The following is a 16,640-nucleotide window of genomic DNA, read 5'->3' on the forward strand; positions in this document are numbered from 1 at the left end:
TCTGTTATATAATTGCTATATGCATTCATCGTCGACGTCCGACGAACAGCGCATCGAGAACGCCGCTCGCGGGCTCCTCCGGGGCATCGGCAGGCTCTCCCAGGCACTTTTCCGGCTCGGTGAATTCGGCCTGCCGCGTACGCACGTCTCGCTCCTGGACGCCCTGGAGGGCGGCCCCCTGCGGGTCACCGGACTCGCCGCGCGCACCGGCATCGCGCAGCCCCGGGTCACCGTGGTCCTGCAGGAACTGGAGGAGCGCGGACTCGTCCAGCGCGAGCGCAGCGCCCACGACCGGCGCTGCATCGAGACCTCGCTGACGCCCGCAGGCCGGGAGCTGCTGGAGCACGCGCGGCAGCGGATGGCCGCGGCGCTTCTCGAAGGGCTGCGCTCGAACGTCGACGAACCGGAGCGCGCCGTGGGCGCCGCCCGGGATGCCGTAAGGACCCTGCTGCACGCCATCGAACCGGAGGTCAGTTGACCACGCCAGCCACCGAAACCCCGGACATCACCGACGGCCGTACCGGCCGCGATCCGGCCCGCGACAGCGCCGTGGCACCCCGGCGCGTCGGCGGGCCGAGACGCTGGTGGGACTGGGTGCTCGCCGCCGACCCCGGACTCGGCCAGCTGCAGGCCGGGTGGCGGACGCTGGTCGCCATGGTCACCGGGCTCGCGACCGGTTACGGGATGTCCGTGGCGCTCGGCCTGCCCGCCATGCTGGGCATGATGGCCGGCGGCATGATGGGCCTGATGAGCGCGTTCGCCGTCGCCGAGAACACCTGGCAGCGGCTGGCCAAGGCCATCGTGTGGATGCCGTTCCCGTTCTCCGCCGCGCTGCCGCTCGCCGCCTGGCTGCACCAGTACCGCGTGCTCGAACTCACCATCATGGTGGCCGCGCTCGCGGTGACGTTCTTCCTCGCCCGGTTCGGCACCCTCGCGCTGCTGGGCGGCATGCTGCTCTTCAACGCCTTCATGGTCGGCATGATGGCGAACGTCCCGCTGAACCTCTGTGGCGAGATGTTCCTCGTCTCCCTGGTCTCCGCCGTCGCCGTCCTGCTGACCCGCCTCGCGCTGTGCTACCCGATGCCGCGCGAGGACCTCCTTCGTACGCAGCGCGCCTTCGTCGTCGAGGCCCGCCGGGTCGCCGACGCCGCCACCGACGCGCTGGACCCCGACGCCGACCACGAGGTCGCCGTCAAGCGGATGCGCCGCAGCCTGCGCCGGCTGAACGTCACCACCGTCACCATCGACGGCCGCCTCGCCCAGCCCGAGGTCGCCGCCGACCCCGACACCGCCGAGCTGCTCCACCGCCACCTCTTCGACGCCGAGCTGGCCCTGAAGGGCATCGGCCAGTGCGTCCAGCAGCTCACCCGCCTCCAGGCACCGGCGCACCTCCGGGAGGCCATGGTCGTCGGCCTGGTCATCACCCGGGACACCCCGCTGGGCAGGGCCGACGCGCTGCGCCCGGCAGCGCAGCTCATCCAGCAGCAGGCCACCGCCGTACTGGAGGCCGCCGATGCGGGCTCCGAAGAAGCCGAGGCCGCCGCGCTGGCCCGCCGGGTCGGCCACCTCCTGGACTCGCTCGCCGACTCCCTCGCCCACTGGCTCGACCTCGGCTGGAACGCGCCGACCGCGCGCGCCAAGGTGCCCTTCCAGCCCACCGTCGCGCTGGAGCAGAACCGCCCGGCCGGCACCGGAGCGGTCGCCCGCCGGGTCATCGCCGCCCAGAGCGAGAAGGGCTGGCGGCGGGCGGTCCCGTACCTGCGCGCACCCGTGCACGCCGGGCTCGCGGCCGCCATCGTGTGCCCCATCACCGATGCCATCAACCCGCAGCGCTTCTACTGGGGCCTGGTCGGCGTGATGATCACGCTGTTCGGCACCAACACCACCCACGAGAGGCTGCGCAAGCTCGGCCACCGTATGGCGGGCACCATCGTCGGCGCCGTTATCGGCGTCGTACTGCTCCGCCTGATCGGCCCCGGGCACATCTACTGGACGCTCGCCGTCATCGTGGCCGGACTGACCGTCGGCTCCTGGGGCATGCAGCGCCAGTACGCCTACTGGGTCGCCGGGCTGGTCACCGCCCTGGTCCAGCTCTACGGCCTGTCCACCCCGTACACGGGCATGGAGAAGCTCCTCAGCGAGCGGCTGCTCGACAACGGGCTCGGCATCGTCATCGCCACCGCCTGCGCCGCGCTGATCTTCCCGGTCTCCAGCCGCAAGATCGCCCAGGAGGCCGAGCGCGGCTACGTCTCGGCACTGGAACACCTGCTCTCTCAGGTCGCCGAGCGCTGGCAGGACCCCGCTGCCCCGGTGCGGCTGCGCGGCGCCGCCCGTGGTGTGGACGCGGCGCTGTACCAGGTGCGCGGCGTGGCCCGGCCGCTGGTCCGGATGCCCATCGGCGTCCGCGGCCGCGGCGCCGAGAACCGCCTCGCGCTGCTCACCGCCGCCACCGGCCACGCCCGCTCCCTCGCCGCGGCCGCCGACATCGACATCGACCTCGCTCCGGAACTGGGCCGGCGCGTCGAGCGGATCACCACCACCTTCGTGGAGTCCCTGCACGCCCTCGACCGGCGCTTCGCCACGGGGGAGCCCGGCGGCACTTGGGTACGCGTCAGCCCGCTCATCCGGGAACTCGAGGAGGTGCTGCGCGCACCGGCCGGGCCCCGCGCCGACCGCCTCCACCTGGCGCTGCGGGAGCTGGCCGCACTGGACGAGGCGCTGGCCGGTTACGCCGAGGACCGCGGCCTGACCGTCACGACCGCGACCGCGGAACCGGAGCCGGCCACGGCGCCCGCCCCGGCCCCGAAGCGCGGCGCGGCACCGAAGGACGGCATGTCCACGCTGGACCGCCGCACCCAGGCAGCCCTGGCCGCCTGGCTGGCGCACACCCGGCACGATGGCGAGCCGGGCGCGAAGCAGGTCCCGGTGGCCTCCGGGACCACGGCGAGTGCCGCGGCGCCGCAGCAGGCCGCCACGGTCGCTCAGTCGCCCGCTGCCGCGCCCCGCGGCCGTACGGCGCCCTCCGCCGCCCGTGCCGCCTCCTCGGGCCGCACATGCACCGTCAGCGGCTCCCTGCACTGCCCGGACCACCCCGGCGGCTGCGAGGCGTGGATCACGGTCGTCAGCGACCGCGGCAAGCGCCGTGCCGGCGTCCGCGCGGTGGGCGGCCGGTACCGCATCACGGGCCTGGAGCCCGGCGGCTACACCGTGATCGCCTCCGGCTCGGCGCACGCCCCGACGGCGCGTTTCCTGGCGGTGGACCCCTCCCGGGGCGACGTCCACCACGACATCGAGCTGAAGCCCGCCCAGCGCCCCTGACCCGCTGAGCCCGCCCCTTGTCCGTCCGCCCCCTCCGGGATGCCCCCGGTGGGGGCGGACGGCCTTCGGGAGCACGTACCCTGGTCGATTGAGATGAGTGCGAAGACATACGAGGTGCGCACCCACGGGTGCCAGATGAACGTCCATGACTCCGAGCGGCTGTCCGGCCTGCTGGAGGACGCCGGGTACGTGCCAGCGCCCGAGGGCGCCGACGGCGCGGACGTCGTCGTCTTCAACACCTGCGCGGTGCGCGAGAACGCCGACAACAAGCTCTACGGCAACCTCGGCCAGCTCGCCCCGAAGAAGGCCGCGCGGCCCGGTATGCAGATCGCCGTCGGCGGCTGTCTGGCACAGAAGGACCGCGACACCATCGTCAAGAAGGCGCCCTGGGTGGACGTCGTCTTCGGCACGCACAACATCGGCAAGCTGCCGGTCCTCCTGGAGCGCGCCCGCGTCCAGGAGGAGGCGCAGGTCGAGATCGCGGAGTCGCTGGAGGCGTTCCCCTCCACGCTGCCCACCCGCCGCGAGAGCGCGTACGCGGCCTGGGTCTCCATCTCCGTCGGCTGCAACAACACCTGCACCTTCTGCATCGTCCCCGCGCTGCGCGGCAAGGAGAAGGACCGCCGGCCGGGCGACATCCTCGCCGAGATCGAGACCCTGGTCTCCGAGGGCGTCTCCGAGATCACCCTGCTCGGCCAGAACGTCAACGCCTACGGCTCCGACATCGGCGACCGCGAGGCGTTCTCCAAGCTGCTGCGCGCCTGCGGGAAGATCGAGGGCCTGGAGCGGGTCCGCTTCACCTCCCCGCACCCCCGCGACTTCACCGACGACGTGATCGCCGCCATGGCCGAGACGCCGAACGTCATGCCGCAGCTCCACATGCCGCTGCAGTCCGGCTCGGACACCGTCCTGAAGGCCATGCGCCGCTCCTACCGCCAGGAGCGCTTCCTCGGGATCATCGAGAAGGTCCGCGCGGCCATGCCGGACGCGGCCATCTCCACCGACATCATCGTGGGCTTCCCCGGCGAGACCGAGGAGGACTTCGAGCAGACGCTGCACACCGTGCGCGAGTCCCGCTTCGCGCAGGCGTTCACGTTCCAGTACTCCAAGCGCCCCGGCACTCCGGCCGCGACCATGGAGGGGCAGATCCCCAAGGAGGTCGTCCAGGCCCGCTACGAGCGGCTGGTCGCCCTCCAGGAGGAGATCTCCTGGGAGGAGAACAAGAAGCAGGTCGGCCGCACCGTCGAGGTCATGGTCGCCGAGGGCGAGGGCCGCAAGGACGGCGCCACGCACCGCCTCTCGGGGCGCGCGCCCGACAACCGCCTCGTGCACTTCACCAAGCCGGCCACCGAGGTGCGCCCCGGCGACATGGTGACGGTCGAGATCACGTACGCGGCCCCGCACCACCTGCTCGCCGAGGGCGAGGCCGTCGCGGTCCGCCGCACCCGCTCCGGCGACGCCTGGGAGCGCCGCAACGCCGCTCCGGCGCAGCCCGCCGGGGTCATGCTCGGCCTGCCGACGGTCGGCGCTCCTGCGCCCGTTCCGGCGGAGCCGGCGGGCGGCTGCTGCCCGACCTCCTGAGCACCCGCCCCGGCCCCGTTCCCGCACCGGTCACGCGTGCCGGGTACGGGGCCGCGGACCGGCGCCCCACAGTGGCGGGGATACGCTGCGGACCATGCTCGTAGCTGCTGCTCTGTGTCCCTGTCCGCCGCTGCTCGTCCCCGAGGTCGCCGGCGGCGCCGCGGCCGAACTGGACGGCCTGCGGGCCGCCTGTACGGACGCGGTCGGCGTGCTCGCGGCCGCGCGCGCCGACCGGCTGGTCGTCGTCGGCCCCGCCGAGCCCGAAGGCCGCGGGGCGTTCAAGGAGGGGACCCCGGGATCCTTCGCCGGGTTCGGCGTGGACCTCTCCGTACGACTCGGCGCACCGGACGGCGAAGGCGCCGCGGAGGGCAGGCAGCTGCCGCCCTCCTTGGCGCTCGGAGCGTGGCTCCTGGAGCGCGCGGACTGGCGCGGCGTTCCCGTGACCGCCCTCGGGGTGGGCGAACCGCTCGAACCGGAGAAGTGCCTGGGCGCCGGACGTCAGCTCGCGGCGTCGGCCGAGCGCGTGGCCCTGCTGGTGATGGGCGACGGCAGCGCCTGCCGTACGGTCAAGGCGCCCGGCTACTTCGACGAGCGCGCCGAGGCGTTCGACGCGGAGCTGGCCCGCATGCTCGGCGGCGCGGACGCCGCCGCACTGGGGGCGCTGGACGAGGAGCCCGCGCAGTCGCTCAAGGTCTCCGGCCGCGCCTGCTGGCAGGTCCTGGCCGGGGCCGCGGAAGGGGCTGGGCTGGGCGGCGAGCTGCTCCACGAGGAGGCGCCGTACGGGGTCGGGTACTTCGTGGCCGCCTGGTCCTGACCGGCCCGTCACGGGCCTCACAGGTGCGACACCGGCACACGACGATGGCCGGGGACCACTCGGATCCCCGGCCACCGGTCTGTGGGCCCCGCCCGTCTCACATCGGGTCGCCCGGCCGCCTCTCCGTGCCCGGGCCCTCGGCGGTCCCGCCGTCGGTGCCGCGGGTGTGCTTGCCCTGGTGCTCCGACATCCGGCGCAGGGCTTCCTTCGCCTTGGTCGTGCCGGTGCCGATCTGGCCGCTGTACTTGCCCTTCGTCCGGGTGTCGGCTGCCCTCCCGGCCTTGTCCAGACCCCGATCGATCTTGTCCTCGTGCTGGTGCGCGAAGTCACCGGCCTTGTCCTTGAGGAGGCCGGCCTTGGCCTTGAGATTGTCCAGCAGGCCCATGAGCCACCTTCCTTGGTCGGAGGACGCTTAGTCCCAAAAGCGCCCATACCTGCCCTTTACCCTACTCTTGCGGGCCAAACCCCGCCTGCGCCCGCGCTGCGCGAGGCCCTCCGGAGAGCGGGCCGGACGGCGCTCGTTCGAAACCGCCCGCGCGGTTTGACAGACTGGCGCGGTGAACAACGCAGTTCCCGCACCGCGGGTCATCGCCGTCGTCGGCCCCACCGCGGCCGGCAAGTCCGACCTGGGCGTCGCCCTCGCCCAGCGCTTCGGCGGCGAGGTCGTCAACGCCGACTCCATGCAGCTCTACCGGGGCATGGACATCGGTACCGCCAAGCTCACCCAGGAGGAGCGGGGCGGCGTACCGCACCACCTCCTGGACATCTGGGACGTCGCCCAGGCGGCGAGCGTCGCGGAGTACCAGCGGCTGGCCCGCGCCGAGATCGACCGGCTGCTCGCCCAGGGGCGCACCGCCGTCCTGGTGGGCGGCTCCGGCCTCTACGTGCGCGGCGCGCTGGACAACCTGGAGTTCCCCGGGACCGACCCCGAGGTGCGCGCCCGGCTGGAGGCCGAGCTGGAACAGGAGGGCAGCGGCGTACTGCACGCCCGGCTGGCGGCCGCCGACCCCGAGGCGGCGCGCGCGATCCTGCCGAGCAACGGGCGCCGCGTCGTCCGCGCCCTGGAGGTCATCGAGATCACCGGGCGCCCCTTCACGGCGAACCTGCCCGGCCCCGGTGATCAGCGCGAGGTCTACGCCGACACCGTGCAGATCGGCGTCGACGTGGCCCGCCCCGAACTGGACGAGCGGATCGCCGTACGAGTGGACCGCATGTGGGAGGCGGGGCTCGTAGCGGAGGTACGCGCGCTCGAGGCACAGGGCCTGCGCGAGGGGCGTACGGCGTCCCGCGCCCTCGGGTACCAGCAGGTGCTGGCGTACCTCGCGGGGGAGTGCACCGAGGACGAGGCGCGGGCCGAGACCGTACGCGCCACCAAACGCTTCGCGCGCCGCCAGGACTCGTGGTTCCGGCGGGACCCGCGGGTCCACTGGCTCAGCGGTGCCGCCGAGGTCCGGGGGGAACTTCCGGAGCGCGCGCTGGCGTTGCTCGAACGACCGGTCACAGCCTGATCACGTCCTGGCATCGGGACGCTCCGGCCGCCATCGGGCCCCCTGAGGGCGTGTCATTATCGACCATCGACCGAGCCGTGGCGTCTGGAACTGGGAGGGCATTGGCGATGGAGGCCCGCCCTCGCAGCCGAGCGCAGCAGCCGGAAGCACCGCGCGAACAGCGCGCCGGAGGGGAACCGATGACCGGTCAGGGACCGGGCCGGGCGCCGGCGCTCGACGACGCCGGACCGGCCGCCGGTGCCGGACTGCCGCGGGACGACAGGGCCGCCGCCGAGGGCCGCCCCGCCGAGGACGCCCCGCTCCCGGACGAGGACCTGTTCCCGGACGACGACCTGCTCACCGGTGAGGAGCGCCCGGGGGACGACGATCGGCTGACGGCCCCCGACGGCCGGCTGACGGACGACGACGGACCGGCGGGCGACGCGGGCCTGGAGGACGCGACCGCGCTGGACGGTTCCGACGGGCCGGACGCGCAGCCGGAGGACGACCGCCCGGCCGAGGACGCCGCGTCCTTCCGGGAGCTGCGGCCGCCGCGCCGCCTCCGACTGTGGCAGCTCGCCCCCATCGTGGGGCTGGCCGCCGTCGGCTCACTGATGTTCGCCTTTCCGCTGGCGTTCGAATTCGGCGGGGACGGCGGCGCCGTGTTCGCGATGCTTGGGCTGCTGCTGTGCTGCTGCGCGGCCGGCTGGGGCATGATGGCCGCCCGCCGGGTCGGCCACACCTGGCCGGGCCTGGCGGCCCGCGGTTCGGGCCGGCGCACGGACTGGCGGGTGGTGGCCGTGTACGTCGCGGTCGTCCTCGTGCTCGCGGCCCTCGCGATCTGGCGCGTGGCCCGGCTGCGCTGAGCGGCCCGCCCCGCCTCCGTACGCGGCGTCTCCGCCTCCGTACGCGGCGCGCCCGGATGCGGCCGCTGTCGGTGGTGGCCCGTACGATTCAAGGGTGAGCAACGAGCGCATTGCCTTCCTCAAGGGCCACGGCACCGAGAACGACTTCTTGATCGTCCCCGACCCGGACGGGCGGCTGGAGCTGCCCGCGTCCCTGGTCGCGCGGCTCTGCGACCGCCGGGCCGGCATCGGCGGCGACGGCGTGCTGCACGTCGTACGGTCCGCGGCGCATCCCGAGGCGCGTGCCATGGCCGACGAGGCCGAGTGGTTCATGGACTACCGCAACGGCGACGGCTCGATCGCCGAGATGTGCGGCAACGGCGTCCGGGTGTTCGCGCGCTATCTCGAGCACGCCGGGCTGGCCGAGCCCGGCGATCTGGCCATCGCCACCCGGGCGGGCGTGCGCCGTGTGCACCTGGCCAAGGACGCCGCGGGCCCCGGGACGGGCGAGGTCACCGTCACCATGGGCCGCGCCGAGCTCCCCGAGGAGCAGGTCACGGTCACGGTCGGCGGCCGCAGCTGGCCCGCGCGCAACGTGAACATGGGCAATCCGCACGCCGTCGCCTTCGTCGAGGACCTCGACCACGCCGGGGACCTGCTCAGCGCTCCGCCGTTCAGCCCCGCCGCCGTGTACCCGGGCGGAGTCAACGTCGAGTTCGTCGTCGACCGCGGCCCGCGCCATGTCGCGATGCGGGTCCACGAGCGCGGCTCCGGCGAGACCCGATCCTGCGGCACGGGCGCCTGCGCGGTCGCCGTCGCCGCCGCGCGCCGAGACGGCGACGACCCCGCGATCACGGGCAGCCCCGTCGCGTACACCGTCGACGTCCCCGGCGGCCAGCTCGTGATCACCGAGCTGCCGGACGGCACGGTCGAGATGACGGGTCCCGCGGTGATCGTCGCCGAGGGCACGATCGACCCCGCCTGGCTGGCCGCGGCCACCGCCTGAGAACGGCTCCGGGGCCGTCCGGGAACGGCCCTCGTACGGTAACGGGGTACCGCCGAAGATTCGCTCGAATGGGTGATCCGTTTCACTCTGGGCGAGAGGCGGTGAGCGGTGCGTGATGGGCTCGGTAGCATCAAGCACCGGCCCGGACACCGCCGTCACCGCCTGATCGCGTCCGGCCGCCGGTCGATGCTGCCGGAGGTGCCCCATGAGCGCAGAGGCCACTGAACCCAGCGGTGCGCCCGCAGAGCTTCACCCGGCAGGGGTGCCGGCCCGCAAACGCGGCCGCCCCCGTCTGGAGCTGAGAGGTCTGCGCCGGTTCAGCCGCGCGGCGCTGCTGGGACCCATGCCGCGCGACGGCCTGCCCGACGCCCTGGAGCACGTCGCCAAGGTCCACCGCGCCCACCACCCGGACGCCGACCTGGCGGTCCTCAGCAAGGCGTACGTGCTCGCCGAGTCCTCGCACCGGGGGCAGATGCGCAAGAGCGGCGAGCCGTACATCACGCACCCCCTCGCCGTGACGCTGATCCTCGCCGAACTGGGCGCGGAGACCACCTCGTTGACCGCCTCTCTGCTCCACGACACGGTCGAGGACACGGAGGTGACGCTCGATCAGGTGGGCGCGGAGTTCGGCGAGGAGGTGCGCTTCCTGGTCGACGGCGTCACCAAGCTGGAGAAGGTCGACTACGGCGCGGCGGCCGAGCCGGAGACCTTCCGCAAGATGCTGCTGGCCACGGGCAACGACGTCCGGGTGATGACGATCAAGCTCGCCGACCGGCTGCACAACATGCGCACCCTCGGTGTGATGCGCCCCGAGAAGCAGGCCCGGATCGCCAAGGTCACCCGCGATGTGCTGATCCCGCTCGCCGAGCGCCTTGGTATCCAGGCGCTCAAGACCGAGCTGGAGGACCTGGTCTTCGCGATCCTGCACCCGGAGGAGTACGCCGCCACCCGCACCCTCGTGCGGCAGCACGCCGAGCGCCCCGACCCGCTCGCGGCCGTCGCCGAGCGGATGCGCGCGGTCCTGCACGACGCGGGCATCGACGCCGAAGTCCTCGTCCGGCCGCGGCACTTCGTCTCGGTGCACCGGGTGCGGATAGGGCGCGGCGAGCTGACCGGCGCGGACCTGGGGCGGCTGCTGGTGCTGGTCACCGAGGACGCGGACTGTTACGCCGTACTGGGCGAGCTGCACACGTGCTTCACGCCGGTCGTCTCGGAGTTCAAGGACTTCATCGCGGCGCCCAAGTTCAACCTGTACCAGTCGCTGCACACCGCGGTGACGAGCGAGCACGGCGAGATTGCCGAAACGCTTATCCGCACCCACCGGATGCACCGGGTGGCCGAGGCCGGGGTGATCGCGCTCGGCAACCCGCACGTCCCCGCCGAGGGCGGCCCGTACGGCCCGTCGGAGGCCGCCGATGCGCCCGACGGGGAGCGGGTGGACCCGACCCGCCCCGGCTGGCTCTCACGGCTCTTGGAGTGGCAGCGGGTCGCCCCCGACCCGGACACGTTCTGGACCTCGCTCCGGGACGACCTGGCCGAGGACCGGGAGATCACGGTCTTCCGCGCGGACGGCGGCTTCGGCGGGGGAGTGGAGGCGGCGCGCGAGACGGCGGCGGATTCCTCGGGCGACCGCGGCGCGATCCGGCTGCCGGCGGGCGCGAGCTGCGTGGACGCCGCGTACGCACTCCATGGAGCGGGGGCGCACTGTTGCATCGGCGCGCGCGTGAACGGCCGCCTGGCGACCCTCTCGACGATCCTCCTCGACGGTGACAGCCTGCACCTCCTCATGGCCCCGGACTCCGCGGCGGGCCCGTCCCCGCAGTGGCTGGAGTACGCGCGTACGCCCGCGGCCCGCCTCGCCATCTCCCGCTGGCTCACCGCGCATCCGGGGGCGGAACGCGGGGAACGGGACGCCGGTACGGAGACCGTCGAGACTGCTGCGACGCCGGAGAGCGAGAACGACGGGACGGACGAGCGGAGCCCCGCCCTGGAGGCGGGCAACGCCGACCCCGTGGACGCCGACGAGGCCCCCGGGGCGCGCCGCCCCCGCCCGCCCGTCCCCGCCGTCGCCGACCTCCCCGACGCGACGGTCCGGCTGGCCGGCTGCTGCACCCCCGTGCCGCCCGACAAGGTCACCGGCTTCGCCGTACGGGGCGGCATCGTGACCGTGCACCGCGCCCTGTGTCCGGCCGTGGCCCGGATGGCGGCGGCCGGGCGGGCGCCCGTAGGAGTGCACTGGCAACGCTCGGCCGCGCCGGACCAGGGCTGCCGTGTCACGCTGCTCGCCGAGGCGTTCAGCAGGCCCCGGCTGCTGGCCGATCTCACCGAAGCCATCGCCACGCAGGGTGCCGCCGTCGTCTCCGCCGACGTGGAGCCGCCGCACGAGCAGCGCGTACGGCACACGTACACGCTGCACCTCCCGGACGCCGCCGAACTGCCGTCCCTGATGCGGGCGATGCGCCAGGTACCGGGCGTCTTCGACGTCCTGCGCGCGGGCCGCAGCCGCCCGGCCGCGACCATCCGCCTCTGAGGCGCGCGTGGACGAAGTGCCCTCGCTGAGGCGCGCGTCTCCGAGGGCGGCCCCCGGATGCGGCGTGCGGCGACGCGCCCGGGAAGCGACCGGAACCGCTCATTCGGGTGCCGCCCTGCCGTGCCGCCGTTCACAAGCGCGGCCGTACTGGTAGCGGTAACGCATGCCCTCTATGTCCCGCCGTACCGCGTCCCTCATTCGCCAGGCGCCGGACCTGCCGCGCCCCTCCGCGCCGCGCCGCCTCAAGGCCCACCGCCGCGCCGTCCCGGCGGTGCTGGCCGTCGGCGCCCTCCTGGCGGCGGGCGCGCCGGAGCCCGGCCCCCAGGGGCTCGGCGACCGCCTCTACCCGCACCTCGGCAACCCCGGCTACGACGTCGGCGCCTACGACATCGCCATGACGTACTCCGGACGCAACGACGCCCCGCTGGACGCCGTCACCACGATCACCGCCCGGGCCACCGGCCACCTGGACCGCGTCAACCTCGACTTCGCCCGCGGCACCGTGCGGTCGGTGCAGGTCAACGAGGCTCCGGCGCGGTACGCCACGCACGACGAGGACCTCGTGGTCACCCCGGCCCGCCCCGTCGAGCCGGGCCAGAGCATGCGGATCGTCGTCCGGCACACCAGCAACCCCAAGGGCGGCAAGGACGGCGGCTGGGTCCGTACGGGCGACGGACTGGTCATGGCCAACCAGGCGGACGCCGCGCACCGCGTCTTCCCCGGCAACGACCACCCCTCCGACAAGGCCGACTTCACCTTCCGGATCACCGCCCCTCGTGGCATCACTGCCGTCGCGAACGGCCTGCCCCTCGGGCGCAGCGCCCGTGGACCGGCCACCACCTGGACGTACCGTTCGCTGCACCCGATGGCCACCGAGCTGGTCCAGGTCTCCCTGGGGAAGTCCGCCGTCGTCCGGCGCCAGGGCCCGCACGGGCTGCCCCTGAGGGACGTCGTACCGGCCGCCGAGCGCAAGAAGCTGGAGCCCTGGCTCGCCAAGACGCCCGGGCAGATCGCCTGGCTGGAGCGCCAGGTGGGCCAGTACCCCTTCGAGACCTACGGGGTGCTGCTGGCCGATGCCTCGACCGGCTTCGAGCTGGAGACACAGACGCTCTCCCTGTTCGAGAAGCACCTCTTCACCATGGACCGGATCCCGTCCTGGTACGTGGAGTCACTGATGGTGCACGAGCTGGCACACCAGTGGTTCGGCGACAGCGTCAGCCCGCGCACCTGGTCCGACCTGTGGCTGAACGAGTCGCACGCCACCTGGTACGAAGCGCTCTACGCGGACCGCGCCAGCAAGGGCAAGGCGTCCATGGAGGACCGCATGAAGCGCGCCTACCAGGAGTCCGACGGCTGGCGCGCGGCCGGCGGGCCCCCGGCGGCCCCCAAGCCCCCCGAGAAGGGCCAGAAGATCGGCATCTTCCGGCCGGTGGTCTACGACGGCAGCGCGCTGGTCCTGTATGCGCTGCGCGAGCGGATGGGTGCCGCCGCCTTCGACCGCCTGGAGCGCGCCTGGTACGAGCAGCACCGCGACGGCGTCGCCGGCACCGCCGAATTCGTGGCGCTGGCCTCCCGCATCCACGGCAAGGACCTCTCCGGCTTCCTGCACGCCTGGCTGTACGACACCCGTACGCCGCCGATGCCCGGCCACCCGGACTGGCACGTCAAGAAGGCGCAGGCGAAGCCGGACCCGAAAGGCCGCGCATCCTGACCCCGGGCCCACCTCCGCCGCGCTCACCAGGGACAATGAGAGGGCAGGAAAACTCGCGTGACGGGCGTCACCGGCCGTGCGACCATCGACGGACCGACGCCGGGACCGCCGGGAATCTCCCGGGGCGTCCGGACGTTGTCACGATCGAGAGTCCCGAGGCCCTTGAAGGGCCTTCGAGGGACGTCCCAACGACACAAAGGATCAAATGACCTCCTCTTCTTCCCTTCCTCAGCAGGACCGACAGCGCCTCCACGAGAGCCTTCGGGCCGACGCCCTGATGGAAGAGGACGTCGCCTGGAGCCACGAGATCGACGGGGCGCGTGACGGCGACCAGTACGACCGTTCCGAGCGCGCGGCCCTGCGCCGCGTGGCGGGCCTGTCCACCGAGCTCGAGGACGTCACCGAGGTCGAGTACCGGCAGCTGCGCCTGGAGCGCGTGGTGCTGGTGGGCGTATGGACCTCCGGGACGGTCCTCGACGCGGAGAATTCCCTCGCGGAGCTGGCCGCACTGGCCGAGACCGCGGGCGCGCTGGTGCTGGACGGTGTGATCCAGCGCCGTGACAAGCCGGACCCGGCGACGTACATCGGCTCCGGCAAGGCCCAGGAGCTGCGCGACATCGTGCTGGAGTCCGGCGCCGACACCGTCGTCTGCGACGGTGAGCTGAGCCCCGGCCAGCTGATCCACCTGGAAGACGTCGTCAAGGTCAAGGTGGTCGACCGGACCGCCCTGATCCTCGACATCTTCGCCCAGCACGCCAAGTCCCGGGAGGGCAAGGCGCAGGTCGCGCTGGCACAGATGCAGTACATGCTGCCTCGGCTGCGCGGCTGGGGTCAGTCGCTGTCCCGGCAGATGGGTGGCGGTGGCTCCGGTTCTGCGGGCGGCGGCATGGCCACCCGTGGTCCCGGTGAGACCAAGATCGAGACGGACCGGCGGCGGATCCGCGAGAAGATGGCGAAGATGCGCCGGGAGATCGCGGAGATGAAGACCGGGCGCGACATCAAGCGCCAGGAACGCCGGCGCAACAAGGTCCCCTCGGTAGCCATCGCGGGATACACGAACGCGGGCAAGTCCTCGCTGCTCAACCGCCTCACCGGCGCCGGTGTCCTGGTGGAGAACGCCCTGTTCGCCACCCTGGACCCGACCGTCCGGCGGGCCGAGACGCCCAGCGGGCGGCTCTACACCCTGGCCGACACGGTCGGATTCGTCCGGCACCTCCCGCACCACCTCGTCGAGGCGTTCCGCTCCACGATGGAGGAGGTCGGCGACTCCGACCTCATCCTGCACGTGGTCGACGGCTCGCACCCGGTGCCCGAGGAGCAGCTGGCGGCCGTCCGCGAGGTGATCCGTGACGTCGGTGCGACCGACGTGCCGGAGATCGTGGTCGTCAACAAGGCGGACGCGGCCGATCCGCTGGTGCTGCAGCGCCTGCTGCGCCAGGAGAAGCACGCCATGCTGGTGTCGGCCCGTACGGGCCAGGGCATCGAAGAGCTGCTCGCCCTGCTCGACGAGGAGCTGCCGCGGCCCAGCGTCGAGATCGAGGCGCTGGTCCCGTACACCCACGGCCAGCTGGTCTCGCGGGCGCACGCCGAGGGCGAGGTGATCTCCGAGGAGCACACCGCGGAGGGCACGGTCCTCAAGGCCCGCGTCCACGAAGAGCTGGCGGCGGAGCTGCAGCCGTACGTACCGGCGGCCGCGGGCGGCTGATCCGCACGCGCCCGCGCTCGGAGGGCCGTACGACCGACGCACGAGGGCCCGCTCCCCACCAAGGGGAGCGGGCCCTCACGCATGTCCGTTACGGGGACTGTCGCACCGGCTACTGGTTCGCGAACTTCTCGCTGACGCCCTCGTACACGCCCTTGGCCTCCGCGCCCAGGTGCGGCCCGGCCAGCCAGTCGGCGGTCACCGGCCCGATCGAGGTGTTGGACACCAGCGCAGTCCGGCCCTGCTGGTCCTTGGCGAACCACGGCCCGCCGGACGAACCGGCCGTCATCGTGCAGCCGATGCGGTACATCGTGGGCTGCGCGGTGTCCAGCGAGAGCCGGCCGGGCCTCCCGGGGCACTGCTGCAGCGTCTGCCCGTCGAACGGCTTGGCGGCCGGGTAGCCCTGCGCGGTCAGCGACGCGATCTTCGGCACGGCCGGCGCGTTGAACTGCACCGGGTAGGCCGTCCCGACCGTCTCCTCCAGCGACTTGGTGTTGCCCGCCTCCGGCTTCACGTGCAGCACGGCGAAGTCGTACGGCGCGCCCTGGCCACCGGTCTTCGCGCCCTCGTCGATCCACTGCTGCGAGGTCTGCGCCGCGTCGGCCCAGAACACGCCCTTCGGGGCCAGCTGCTCCTTCGTCGCGCCCTGCAGCTCGGCGGCGGACCTGCCGCTGTCGTTGTACGAGGGCACGAAGGCGATGTTGCGGTACCAGCCGCCGCTCTTGCCGGCGTGCACGCAGTGGCCCGCCGTCCACACCATGTTCGACTTGCCCGGGTGCGCCGGGTCCTCGACCACCGCGCCCGAGCAGACCATCGAGCCCTCGGGGCTGTCGAAGAACACCTTGCCGACGCCGGGCGCGCTCTCGCTGTACGGGGCGCTCACCGGCTGCGCCCGCACGGGTGCCGGCTCGGGATCGGTGACGCCCTGGTCACCGGAGATGTCCTCCGGCTCGACCGGCTCGGTGGGCTGCTCGGCGTCCTTCATCCGGTCCGGGTCCCACAGCCCCTTGATGTAGGGGTTCACGAACTGGCCGGCCTCACGCAGCCACTTCTTCTTGTCCCAGTTCTTCCACTCGCCGTGCTTCCAGTCGTCCAGGTTCACGCCGAGGTCCTTGAGCTTGTCCTGCAGCTCCTTGGGGATCTTCAGCTCGCCGCCGCCCGGCTGGTCCACGGCCGACTGGTCCGGCTGCGAACCGGCGCTGTCGTCCGAGGGGCCGCAGGCGGTGGCGGTCAGCGCCAGCGCGCCGACCAGCGCGGCCGCGGCGACACCGCGCGTGGTTCGGCGTCCGGCACGTGGCCGGGCGGCGGACAGGCGGATGGATCGCATGACTGGATTCCCCCTGGGTGTGTTCGTCGACCGCTGCGACGATCGTCCGGCGAGCGCATTCGCGACCGTCCGGCGACTGTTGGCGATCGGTATGGACTTGTTCGGACCGATCCGTCGGTTCTGGTGGCCGGTCCGGAATGCAGAGCCCCACTATGCCGGTGCCGTGGGGGACGGCACCGGGCGGGTCCGCGGTTCCGGTCGCCAAGGATCTTTGGTGAGGCCGTGATCCGGTGCTCGTGACGTCGTTGGTACGTACGGGGGACGGCCGGTCCGTGTTCACGGGGCGGCTGACAGAGCCGGTGACCGGCGCCGACGAGCG

12 protein-coding genes are annotated in these 16,640 nt (G+C 73.1%); 10 read left to right on the forward strand and 2 right to left on the reverse strand.

All coding sequences use genetic code 11. The features are described 5' to 3' along the window. Window positions 1-19: 19 nt before the first annotated feature. From IF04_RS0122280 to IF04_RS0122295, 4 genes are all read left to right on the forward strand, one after another. Window positions 20-478, forward strand: a complete 459-nt coding sequence (locus IF04_RS0122280) for a MarR family winged helix-turn-helix transcriptional regulator (RefSeq protein ID WP_030260688.1) — start codon at window positions 20-22, stop codon at window positions 476-478. Beyond that, a complete protein-coding gene (locus IF04_RS0122285; RefSeq protein ID WP_030260692.1) occupies window positions 475-3,318 on the forward strand; it encodes an FUSC family protein in 2,844 nt (947 codons plus the stop codon). Before IF04_RS0122280 ends, IF04_RS0122285 begins: the two co-directional genes overlap by 4 nt. 93 nt (window positions 3,319-3,411) lie before the next feature. After that, window positions 3,412-4,899 carry a tRNA (N6-isopentenyl adenosine(37)-C2)-methylthiotransferase MiaB gene (gene miaB / locus IF04_RS0122290; RefSeq protein ID WP_030260695.1) on the forward strand — a complete coding sequence of 496 codons (1,488 nt, stop codon included), beginning with the start codon at window positions 3,412-3,414 and terminating at the stop codon, window positions 4,897-4,899. 94 nt (window positions 4,900-4,993) lie between these two features. Further along, complete coding sequence (locus IF04_RS0122295; protein WP_030260699.1) at window positions 4,994-5,713, forward strand: class III extradiol dioxygenase subunit B-like domain-containing protein; 720 nt, start codon at window positions 4,994-4,996, stop codon at window positions 5,711-5,713. A gap of 97 nt (window positions 5,714-5,810) precedes the next feature. Here IF04_RS0122295 and IF04_RS0122300 read toward each other — a convergent pair whose 3' ends face one another. After that, complete coding sequence (locus IF04_RS0122300) at window positions 5,811-6,098, reverse strand: antitoxin (RefSeq protein WP_030260702.1); 288 nt, start codon at window positions 6,096-6,098, stop codon at window positions 5,811-5,813. A 172-nt stretch (window positions 6,099-6,270) separates the two neighbouring features. On the opposite strand from IF04_RS0122300, the gene miaA reads away from it, so the two are divergent. The 6 genes from miaA to hflX all read left to right on the forward strand — a co-directional run bounded on the left by miaA (window position 6,271) and on the right by hflX (window position 14,997). Beyond that, window positions 6,271-7,221: a tRNA (adenosine(37)-N6)-dimethylallyltransferase MiaA gene (gene miaA, locus IF04_RS0122305; protein ID WP_030260704.1), complete on the forward strand. Its 951-nt coding sequence runs from the start codon at window positions 6,271-6,273 to the stop codon at window positions 7,219-7,221. 179 nt (window positions 7,222-7,400) lie between these two features. Next, window positions 7,401-8,066, forward strand: a complete 666-nt coding sequence (locus tag IF04_RS0122310; RefSeq protein WP_245654468.1) for a hypothetical protein — start codon at window positions 7,401-7,403, stop codon at window positions 8,064-8,066. 94 nt (window positions 8,067-8,160) lie between these two features. Then, window positions 8,161-9,051 carry a diaminopimelate epimerase gene (gene dapF / locus IF04_RS0122315; RefSeq protein ID WP_030260708.1) on the forward strand — a complete coding sequence of 297 codons (891 nt, stop codon included), beginning with the start codon at window positions 8,161-8,163 and terminating at the stop codon, window positions 9,049-9,051. A 205-nt stretch (window positions 9,052-9,256) separates the two neighbouring features. Continuing rightward, complete coding sequence (locus tag IF04_RS0122320; RefSeq protein WP_030260710.1) at window positions 9,257-11,581, forward strand: RelA/SpoT family protein; 2,325 nt, start codon at window positions 9,257-9,259, stop codon at window positions 11,579-11,581. A 163-nt stretch (window positions 11,582-11,744) separates the two neighbouring features. After that, window positions 11,745-13,292, forward strand: coding sequence for a M1 family metallopeptidase (locus tag IF04_RS0122325; RefSeq protein ID WP_078600633.1), 1,548 nt, complete (start codon window positions 11,745-11,747; stop codon window positions 13,290-13,292). A 205-nt stretch (window positions 13,293-13,497) separates the two neighbouring features. Beyond that, on the forward strand, window positions 13,498-14,997 hold the full coding sequence (hflX, locus tag IF04_RS0122330; RefSeq protein ID WP_030260714.1) for a GTPase HflX: 1,500 nt from the start codon (window positions 13,498-13,500) through the stop codon (window positions 14,995-14,997). 109 nt (window positions 14,998-15,106) lie between these two features. Here hflX and IF04_RS0122335 read toward each other — a convergent pair whose 3' ends face one another. Continuing rightward, window positions 15,107-16,321 (reverse strand): trypsin-like serine peptidase, encoded by a 1,215-nt coding sequence (locus IF04_RS0122335; protein WP_030260716.1) that lies wholly within the window; start codon window positions 16,319-16,321, stop codon window positions 15,107-15,109. Window positions 16,322-16,640 lie beyond the last annotated feature (319 nt).

Source organism: Streptomyces violens (assembly GCF_000717745.1).
GTDB lineage: Bacteria > Actinomycetota > Actinomycetes > Streptomycetales > Streptomycetaceae > Streptomyces > Streptomyces violens.